Consider the following 6,805-nt stretch of genomic DNA (forward strand, 5'->3'; position numbering starts at 1 on the left):
GGACTACCGCAAAACGCTGGCGGCGCAGCTGGGCCTGACCGACGTCCGGGACCTGCGCCCCCACTATCAGGACCTGGCTGCGGTCGATCCGAAGAATGACCTTTGGAAGACCAACACCGACGCCTGCTGCCACATCCGCAAGGTGCTGCCGCTGGATCGGGCGATCGCCGACTTCGACGCCTGGATGACCGGCCGCAAGCGGTTCCACGGCGGCGACCGGCTGAGCCTGCCCGTCGTCGAGCAGGCGGACGGCAAGGTGAAGTTCAACCCCCTGGCCAACTGGGGCAAGGAAGAGCTCGACGCCTACGCGGCTGAGCACCAGCTGCCGGCCCACCCGCTGGTGGCCCAGGGCTTCCCCTCGATCGGCTGCTGGCCGTGCACCCAACCCGTGGAAGAGGGCGAAGACGTCCGCGCCGGCCGCTGGAAGGGCTTGGATAAGACCGAATGCGGCATACATGTCGCCCGCGCGCCGGGCGCCGTCGTGAACCTGGGCGGCGACATCTAGGTCGCCCACAAGAGAGCAGATTTCCTCCCCATGACCGATGTCACCGTGGCCGCGCCGGCCGTCAAAAAGGCCGGGGCCTTCTTCGTCGAGACCGTGACCTGGGTCCAGCATTGGACCGACAGCCTGTTCTCGTTTCGCACGACCCGCGATCCCACCCTGCGCTTCTCGTCGGGCCAGTTCGTGATGGTCGGGCTGGAGGTGGAGGGCAAGCCGCTGGTGCGCGCCTACTCCGTCGCCTCGCCCGCCTGGCACGAGGAGTTGGAGTTCTATTCGATCAAGGTGCCGGACGGTCCGCTGACCTCGCGCCTGCAGAAGATCAAGGTGGGCGACCAGGTGCTGATCGGCCGCAAGCCGACGGGCACCCTGGTGCTGGACGGCCTGCGCCCCGGCAAGCGGCTCTACATGCTGGGCACCGGCACGGGCCTGGCGCCCTGGCTGTCGCTGGCCAGGGACCCGGAGGTCTACGAGCGCTTCGAGGAGGTGATCGTCACCCACACGGTTCGCGAGGTCGCCGACCTGAACTACGGCGAGCTGCTGGAGAGCGAGCTGCCGAACGACGAGGTCCTCGGCGAGCTGATCGGCGACAAGCTGCGCTACTACCCGACGGTGACCCGCGAGCCGTTCAAGACGAACGGCCGGATCACCGACCTGATCACCTCGGGCAAGCTGTTCGAGGATCTGGGCGTTCCGGCTCTGGACCCCAAGGTCGATCGGCTGATGCTGTGCGGCGGGCCCTCGGTGCTCGCGGACTTGAAGCAGATCCTGCTCGACCGGGGCTACGAGGAAGGCAGCATCGCCAGCCCGAGGGACTTCGTCCTCGAGAAGGCGTTCGTCGAGAGCTGATTGTGGCCCCATCCCTCTCCCACGGAATGGGAGAGGGAAGGCGCACCCCACAAACGAAAAGCCCCTCCGCTGGGGGAGGGGCTTGGACGGTCAGGCTCTCTCGCCCGGCCTACTTCGGCGGGCAGCCCTTGAACTGGCCGACCTTGGTCACCGTGAGCTTGGAGAGGTTCAGCGGCATCATCGGCTTCATCGAGCCCTTGCCGGTCCCGGTGTAGAGGTCGATCCGTTCGCCCTTGATCGCGCCGCCGACGTCGGAGGCGTACCAGTAGCCGTCGTGCTGGGACCCGTCGGGCATCGGCAGGCCGACGGTTTCCTTGATGAACAGCACCGTGCGGCGCGGGATCAGGCTCTTGTCGATGGCGGCCGTGCGCATGGCGACGACCTTGCAGCCCAGGCTGTCGAGCGCGCCGACCCCCTTGGCGCCCGCATGATAGAGCGTGGCCTTCAGCTTGTGGGCCGGAGAGCCCGGCGATGAGCCGGTCAGGGCCGAAACTATGAGGTCGCCAATGGGATCGTTCGGCGCGGCGTGCGCGTTCGAACTCATGGCGAGGAGGGGGATGGCTGCTGCCAGGGCGGCGAGGCGGCGTCGCATGGACGGCGTCTCCTTCGTCGTTGAACTGGTAGTTACAATTCGTAACGGCCCGGGGCCTTGAGGACAACCCTCAAAGGTTAGTGACGCTCGTCTGCGCGACACTATGGCCCATGACCTGATGGTCCTTACAGAAAGCCTGGGCTTTACCCACCGATGTTCGCTCAGTACGGGGCGAGTTGGAGGGGCGGCTCATGCTCATTTATGGCGATCTCGTGTCAGGCAACTGCCTGAAGGTGAAGTGGACCGCAGACTATCTCGGCCGGTCCTACGAGTGGGTTGACGTGGATGTTTTACAGAACGCTACCCGCACCCCCGAATTCCTGGCGGTGAACCCGGCCGGACAGGTCCCGACCGTGGTGCTGGACGACGGCCGGCCGCTGGCCCAGTCGAACGCCATTATCCTGCACCTGGCCGAGGGCTCTGACCTGATCCCGGCCGATCCATACCAGCGGGCCAAGATGCTCGAGTGGATGTTCTGGGAGCAGTACAGCCACGAGCCCTACATCGCGGTGGCGCGCTTCCACGCGAGATACCTCCGAAAGCCCCTCGCCGAGCTGGACGAGAAGCTGGTGGTGCGCGGGAACGCGGCGCTGAAGCTGATGGACGAGGCGCTGGAGGGGGGCGAATTCCTGGCCGGCCCGCTCAGTCTCGCCGACGTCGCACTGGTCGCCTATACGAGGTGGGCCCACGAGGGCGGCTTCGACCTTTCCCGGTATCCGAACGTGCAGGCATGGATCGGCCGGGTGGAGGCGGGCCTTCGCATCGCCGACTAGGGAGCCGTCGTTGGCCCGCTACGCATTCGCCGCGCTCGCGGCCGTCCTCACGCTGACCGCGCCGCAGGCGGCGCTCGCCTGGGGCAACACCGGACACCGGATCGCCGGGATCGCGGCCATGCAGGCGCTGCCGCGGGATCTGCCCGCCTTCCTGCGCCGGCCCGCCGCCGCCGAGGACGTGGGCGAGCTGTCGCGTGAGCAGGACCGCACCAAGGGCTCGGGCAAGATCCACGACCACAACCGGGACGCGGCCCACTTCGTGGACATCGACGAGGCGGGCCGGCTGCTGGGCGGGCCGCCGCTGTCGCCCATGCCGGCCACGCGGGCGGACTACGAGACGGCCCTGCGGGCGCACAATCTCGACTCCTGGAAGGCGGGCTACCTGCAGTACTCGATCGTCGACGGCATGCAGCACCTGACGAAGGACTTTGGCTACTGGCGGGTGGCGGCGGCGGCCGAGAAGCGGGCCCGGGGGCAGCGGAAGGCCTGGCTGGCGGCGGACCGCAAGCGGCGCGAGGCGCTGATCCTGCAGAGCATCGGCCACCTGTCGCACTTCGTCGCCGACGGCTCCCAGCCGATGCACGCCTCGGTCCACTACAACGGCTGGGGGGACTATCCGAACCCCAAGGGCTACACGACCGCCAAAATCCACGGGCCGTTCGAGGGCGAGCTGGTGGTCAGCGGGGTGACCCTGGCCGCGGTGAAGGGGCGGATGACCCCGATGCGCGCGTGCAACTGCCCCATCGAGCAGCGGACAATCGACTACCTGATGGCGTCCGCGGCGCAGATCGAGCCTCTCTACGAGCTGGAGAAGGCCGGCGGACTGAAGCCGGGGGATGCGCGGGGCCTGGACTTCGCCACCCGGCGGCTGGCGGTGGGGGCCTCGGAGCTTCGCGACCTGGTCGCCGAAGCCTGGCGAGCGAGCGCCAACGTCGAGGTCGGCTGGAAACCGGTGAAGGTCTCCGACGTGGAGGCCGGCCGGGTGGACCCCTACGACGCCCTGCGCGGGGCGGACTGATGGCCGTCCCCCAGTTCGGCGAGCCGGCGGCGGGGCGCGAGCACCGCGACCGGCCAGCGGCGTTCGGGATCGCCGTGCAGGACGGGAAGATCGCGCTGGTGCGGGTGGAGAAGCCCGGCCACGAGCCCTGGCTCGACCTGCCCGGCGGGGCGATCGATCCGGGCGAGAACGAGGCCCAGGCGCTGGTGCGCGAGTTTGGCGAAGAGACGGGGCTGGCGATCGAGGCGGGCCAAGCCTTTGCGCGGGGCGACCAATACTTCGTCAACACGGACGGCGAGGCGTTCAACAACCGGGCGGGGTTCTGGACGGTGGCGGGCTTCTCGGAGGCCCCGCAGCTGAAAATCGAAGACGATCACACCCTGGTGTGGCTCGACCCGCACGAGGCGCTCGCGCGCCTGCGTCACGACGCCCACGCCTGGTCCGTGGCGGCCTGGCTGCGGCGCGTTGCGCCGCGCGCCCGCGGGGGCTAAGCGGGGCGCCTCACAGGAGAGGCGGAATCGCGATGGCTGAGGCGCGGATCATCGACGGCAAGCCCATCGCCGAGCAGCTGCAGGCGGAGGTTGCCGCCGAGGTGGCGCAGCTGAAGGCCGCGCATGGGCTCACGCCCGGGCTGGCGGTGGTGCTGGTGGGCGAGGATCCGGCCAGCCAAATCTACGTCCGTTCCAAGGGTGAAAAGTCGCTGGCGGCCGGGATGCATTCGGTGACCCATCGGCTGCCGGAGCAGACCACCCAGGAGGCGCTGCTGGCGCTGGTGGCCGAGCTCAACGCCGACCCGGCGATCCACGGCATCCTGGTGCAGCTGCCGCTGCCGAAACACCTGGACCAGCGGCCGGTGATCGCCGCCATCGACCCGGCCAAGGACGTGGATGGGCTGACGACAATCAACGCGGGCCTCCTGGCGAGCGGACTGCCGTCCTTGACGCCCTGCACGCCCCTCGGCTGCATGATCATGCTGCGCGAGACGCTGGGCAGCCTTTCGGGGCTGCGGGCCGTGGTGGTGGGCCGCTCGGTGCTGGTGGGCCGGCCGATCGCCCAGCTGCTTCTGCAGGCCGACTGCACGGTGACCATCGCCCACTCGCGCACCCAGGACCTGCCGGGCGTCTGCCGGGAGGCCGACATCCTGGTGGCCGCCGCCGGACAGCCGCAGATGGTCAAGGCCGACTGGATCAAGCCGGGCGCGACGGTGATCGACGTCGGCATCAACCGCGTGCCGTTCCGCGATCCGGTGAAGGCGGCGGCGGGGAAGACGAAGGTGGTCGGCGATGTCGACTACAAATCCGCCGCCAAGGTCGCCGGGGCCATCACTCCGGTGCCGGGCGGCGTCGGGCTCATGACCGTGGCGTGCCTGCTCAAGAACACCGTGACCGCGGCGAAGCGGAATCGCGGCCTGGAGGCCTGATCCGCCGCTGCGAAGCCGGGTGGGGGCGAGGGCGCGCTAGCCCGCCGCCGCCGCCTGGTTGGTCCAGGCGACGAGGTCGCGGACGATGGTGCTGACGGCTTGGTCGTAGGCGGCGACGATGGCTCCGACGCGGTTGTCGCCGGCGCGGACGGTCTGTTCGAACATCCGCTCGCCGACCACGGAGCGGTCGTTGGCGCGGGTCAGGCCGGCGCGGACGCGGACGACGACCTGGGGTGGCGCTTCCGGGCCGTTGTCGTAGACCGTCTCGAAGGTGCGCACGTCGAGCCGCAGCGCCATCTCGGCCCGGGCGACCTCGCCGCGGCTGACCAGCCGGGCGGCGCCGGGGTTGCCGTCGAAGCCGCGGGCCACCGCCTCGTCGAACAGGATGGTGGCCGGCGCCACCCAGCGGGCCGCGGCGATGTAGGCCGCCTGTCCGCCGGTGATCGTCAGGATGCGGTCGCCGGCGGAGGCCTGCGGGAAGCGGGCCGGGGGCTTGAGCAGGCCGACCTGGCGGGCCGACGCCGGGGCCCCGCCGCCCGCCGGCTCGACGTCGAAGCGATAGAGCACCGCCGGGTCGCTCTTGGGCAGCAGCGACACGCAGGCGCTGGCGCTCAGGGCGGCCAGCACGACAGCCAAAGTTTTGACGGGCGCCCTCATTGCTCAACCTCGATCTCTTGCGACGGCGCCTTGCCGATGACGCTCTGCGGACTGCTCTGGATATCGTCGACCAGACGGTCGAGGGACTCGGCGGTCTCCTGGAGCTGGACCAGGGCCGAGGTCATGGCCGGCAGGCCGTTGGTGGCGAAGTCGGCCGTGGGACCTTCCAGCTTGGAGATCATCGAGCGCGCGTCGCGGGCGGCCGCGCCGGCTTCCTCCGCCGCCTGGGCGAGGTTGGCCATGGTGCGCTTGCCGTCGCCCTCCACGAGGCCGCGGCCGGAGGCGGCCAGGCGCTGGATCTCGACGGTGGCCGCGTCGATCGACTGCAGCGCCTTCTGGGCGTCGGCGATGATCGCCTTGCGCTCGCGTAGCTCGGCGGTGATCGCCTGGGTGTCGGACAGGGTGGCCGAAAGGGTCTTGATGTTCTCGTCGGAAAGCACCCGGTTGACCCGGTCCAGCGCCTCGATGGTGCGGGTCAGCACCGTGCCGCCGCCCTCCAGCAGGTCGGAGATGGTGCTGCGCTGGCTGCGCAGGACCGGGATGCGGTTCTCCGGCACCGTGTCCTTCAGCAGCGGCGCGCTGGGCGAGCCGGCGCTGATCTGCACATAGTTGACGCCGGTGATGCCCTGCGGCTCGAGGGTGGCGAAGGAGTCCGTCTTGATCGGCACGTAGGAGTTCACCCGCGCCAGAGCCCGCACGCGGCTGGGGTTGGCCGGGTCGAGCTTGATCTCGGTGACCTCGCCCACCTTGATGCCGTTGAAGTGGACTTCGCCCCCTTGAGTGAGGCCGCGGACCGGCCCCTGGAAGACGATGTCGTACAGATCGTAGTCCCGGTTCACCTGGAACCTGGCCAGCCAGACAATAAAGATGATCAGCCCCGCGAACAGGATCAGCGAGGACAGCCCGACGAGGGCGTAGTTGGCGTTCTTTTCCATCAGGCTTTCATCGCCGCTTGGGCCGCCCGCCCGCGGGGCCCCAGGAAATATTCCCGGATCCACGGATGGTCGCTCTTCTCCAG

At 69.4% G+C, this 6,805-nt stretch carries 10 protein-coding genes; 6 read left to right on the forward strand and 4 right to left on the reverse strand.

Translation table 11 applies throughout. From position 1 onward, the window contains the following. Positions 1 to 505: phosphoadenylyl-sulfate reductase (locus VHK87_RS03660; protein WP_329633540.1), on the forward strand; the 505-nt coding region annotated here is incomplete at its 5' end. Between the two features lie 30 nt (positions 506 to 535). Then, positions 536 to 1,348 (forward strand): ferredoxin--NADP reductase, encoded by an 813-nt coding sequence (locus VHK87_RS03665; RefSeq protein ID WP_329633541.1) that lies wholly within the window; start codon positions 536 to 538, stop codon positions 1,346 to 1,348. Between the two features lie 109 nt (positions 1,349 to 1,457). Here VHK87_RS03665 and VHK87_RS03670 read toward each other — a convergent pair whose 3' ends face one another. Continuing rightward, positions 1,458 to 1,940: a 3D domain-containing protein gene (locus tag VHK87_RS03670; RefSeq protein WP_329633542.1), complete on the reverse strand. Its 483-nt coding sequence runs from the start codon at positions 1,938 to 1,940 to the stop codon at positions 1,458 to 1,460. 191 nt (positions 1,941 to 2,131) lie between these two features. Between VHK87_RS03670 and VHK87_RS03675 the strand changes: the two genes are divergently transcribed. Genes VHK87_RS03675 through folD form a run of 4 tightly spaced genes read left to right on the forward strand, consistent with a single transcriptional unit; the run spans position 2,132 to position 5,130 of the window. Further along, entirely contained in the window at positions 2,132 to 2,713 is a 582-nt protein-coding gene (locus VHK87_RS03675; RefSeq protein ID WP_329633543.1) for a glutathione S-transferase family protein, read from the forward strand. A 10-nt stretch (positions 2,714 to 2,723) separates the two neighbouring features. Beyond that, positions 2,724 to 3,731 carry a S1/P1 Nuclease gene (locus tag VHK87_RS03680; RefSeq protein WP_329633544.1) on the forward strand — a complete coding sequence of 336 codons (1,008 nt, stop codon included), beginning with the start codon at positions 2,724 to 2,726 and terminating at the stop codon, positions 3,729 to 3,731. Beyond that, positions 3,731 to 4,201: an NUDIX domain-containing protein gene (locus VHK87_RS03685; RefSeq protein WP_329633545.1), complete on the forward strand. Its 471-nt coding sequence runs from the start codon at positions 3,731 to 3,733 to the stop codon at positions 4,199 to 4,201. The genes VHK87_RS03680 and VHK87_RS03685 overlap by 1 nt, the downstream gene beginning before the upstream one ends. A 32-nt stretch (positions 4,202 to 4,233) precedes the next feature. Further along, on the forward strand, positions 4,234 to 5,130 hold the full coding sequence (gene folD / locus VHK87_RS03690) for a bifunctional methylenetetrahydrofolate dehydrogenase/methenyltetrahydrofolate cyclohydrolase FolD (RefSeq protein WP_329633546.1): 897 nt from the start codon (positions 4,234 to 4,236) through the stop codon (positions 5,128 to 5,130). Between the two features lie 36 nt (positions 5,131 to 5,166). On the opposite strand, the gene VHK87_RS03695 is transcribed toward folD, so the two are convergent. From VHK87_RS03695 to VHK87_RS03705, 3 genes are all read right to left on the reverse strand, one after another. Then, positions 5,167 to 5,787, reverse strand: a complete 621-nt coding sequence (locus VHK87_RS03695) for an ABC-type transport auxiliary lipoprotein family protein (protein ID WP_329633547.1) — start codon at positions 5,785 to 5,787, stop codon at positions 5,167 to 5,169. Next, positions 5,784 to 6,722 carry an MlaD family protein gene (locus VHK87_RS03700; RefSeq protein WP_329633548.1) on the reverse strand — a complete coding sequence of 313 codons (939 nt, stop codon included), beginning with the start codon at positions 6,720 to 6,722 and terminating at the stop codon, positions 5,784 to 5,786. Before VHK87_RS03700 ends, VHK87_RS03695 begins: the two co-directional genes overlap by 4 nt. Then, a partial coding sequence (locus VHK87_RS03705) for a hypothetical protein (RefSeq protein ID WP_329633549.1) occupies positions 6,722 to 6,805 on the reverse strand: 84 nt, incomplete at its 5' end. The genes VHK87_RS03705 and VHK87_RS03700, both read right to left, overlap by 1 nt.

The organism is Phenylobacterium sp. (genome assembly GCF_036263695.1).
Taxonomy (GTDB): domain Bacteria; phylum Pseudomonadota; class Alphaproteobacteria; order Caulobacterales; family Caulobacteraceae; genus Phenylobacterium.

Bases quoted from the DNA above. Each gene is read 5' to 3' on its own strand.
- VHK87_RS03675 (WP_329633543.1), top strand. From the start codon at position 2,132: ATGCTCATTTATGGCGATCTCGTGTCAGGCAACTGCCTGAAGGTGAAG.
- VHK87_RS03700 (WP_329633548.1), bottom strand. From the start codon at position 6,722: ATGGAAAAGAACGCCAACTACGCCCTCGTCGGGCTGTCCTCGCTGATC.
- VHK87_RS03665 (WP_329633541.1), top strand. From the start codon at position 536: ATGACCGATGTCACCGTGGCCGCGCCGGCCGTCAAAAAGGCCGGGGCC.
- folD (WP_329633546.1), top strand. From the start codon at position 4,234: ATGGCTGAGGCGCGGATCATCGACGGCAAGCCCATCGCCGAGCAGCTG.
- VHK87_RS03670 (WP_329633542.1), bottom strand. From the start codon at position 1,940: ATGCGACGCCGCCTCGCCGCCCTGGCAGCAGCCATCCCCCTCCTCGCC.
- VHK87_RS03685 (WP_329633545.1), top strand. From the start codon at position 3,731: ATGGCCGTCCCCCAGTTCGGCGAGCCGGCGGCGGGGCGCGAGCACCGC.
- VHK87_RS03695 (WP_329633547.1), bottom strand. From the start codon at position 5,787: ATGAGGGCGCCCGTCAAAACTTTGGCTGTCGTGCTGGCCGCCCTGAGC.